The 1,181-nt window shown below is 62.0% G+C and carries 2 protein-coding genes; both read left to right on the forward strand.

Annotation, left to right across the window (positions count from 1 at the left end; translation table 11 throughout):
- A partial coding sequence (locus AWB74_RS44720) for a glycosyltransferase family 9 protein (RefSeq protein WP_061152825.1) occupies positions 1 to 937 on the forward strand: 937 nt, incomplete at its 5' end.
- Positions 938 to 939: 2 nt separating this feature from the next.
- Positions 940 to 1,181: carbamoyltransferase N-terminal domain-containing protein (locus AWB74_RS44725; RefSeq protein WP_327363366.1), on the forward strand; the 242-nt coding region annotated here is incomplete at its 3' end.

Raw genomic sequence — 1,181 nt, forward strand, 5'->3', positions numbered from 1 at the left:
GCCTTTCATCGATGCGATCGATGACGTGATCGAATACGACGCGCCGTGGGTCAAGCAGGATGCCCCGATCGACGCGCTCTCTGATCTCGCGATGCGCGCGCGCCTCGCGGCATCGCAGTTCGATGCGGCCGTGATCTTCAGCGTCTATAGCCAGAACCCGTTGCCTGCGGCGATGCTGTGTCATCTCGCCGGCATTTCTCTGCGGCTCGCGCATTGCCGCGAGAATCCATACGGCCTTCTAACCGATTGGGTGCAGGAAACCGAGCCACAGCACGGCACGCGGCATGAAGTGGAACGTCAGCTTGCGCTCGTCGCGCGAGTTGGCGCACGCGCAACCGATACGCGAATGCGCTTCAAAGTGCGTCCCGACGATGCGGCGTCGCTCGCACAGAAGCTCGGCGCACGCGGCGTCGATCTGCATGCCCCGTTCATCGTCGTGCATCCGGGCGCGACCGCCGCATCGCGCCGATATCCGACCGAGCGCTTTGCACAAGTCATCGAACGACTCGGCACGCAATTGCAATGGCCGATGCTCGTAACAGGCTCGCCAGGCGAAAGCTCGCTATGCCGCGAAGCATGCGGAGATAGCGCTCATGCGATCGATCTCTCGGGGGCGCTCGAACTCGGCGAACTCGGGGCGCTCATCGGGCATGCGCGCGTGCTGCTGTCGAACAACAGCGGGCCGGTGCATCTCGCATCGGCACTCGGCACACCCGTTGTCGATCTCTACGCGCTGACGAATCCGCAGCACATGCCGTGGCAAACGCCGCATCGCGTGCTTTATCACGACGTGCCGTGCCGATGGTGTTATCGCAGCGTGTGTCCCGAAGGCCATCACGCGTGCCTCGTCCAGGTCGGCGTGGACGAGGTCGTGTCCGCCATGCTTGAACTGTCTGAAAACGCATCGCTCATCAACTCGACAATACAGGTCAGTTAGTCATGTACACATTGGGAATCAATGCGGTCTATCACGACAGCGCCGCGGCGCTCGCCAAGGATGGCGTCGTCATCGCGGCTGCCGAAGACGAGCGCTTCACGCATGTGAAGCACGCGAAGCGTCCCGTGCCGTTCTCGACGTGGCAGCTTCCTTTCGATGCCATCGACTATTGCCTCAAGGAAGCGGGCATCGAACTCGCCGATGTCGATCACGTCGCGTACTCATACGATCCGCATCTCTTCTC

Origin of the sequence: Caballeronia arvi (genome assembly GCF_001544695.2) — a bacterium.
Lineage (GTDB): Bacteria > Pseudomonadota > Gammaproteobacteria > Burkholderiales > Burkholderiaceae > Caballeronia > Caballeronia arvi.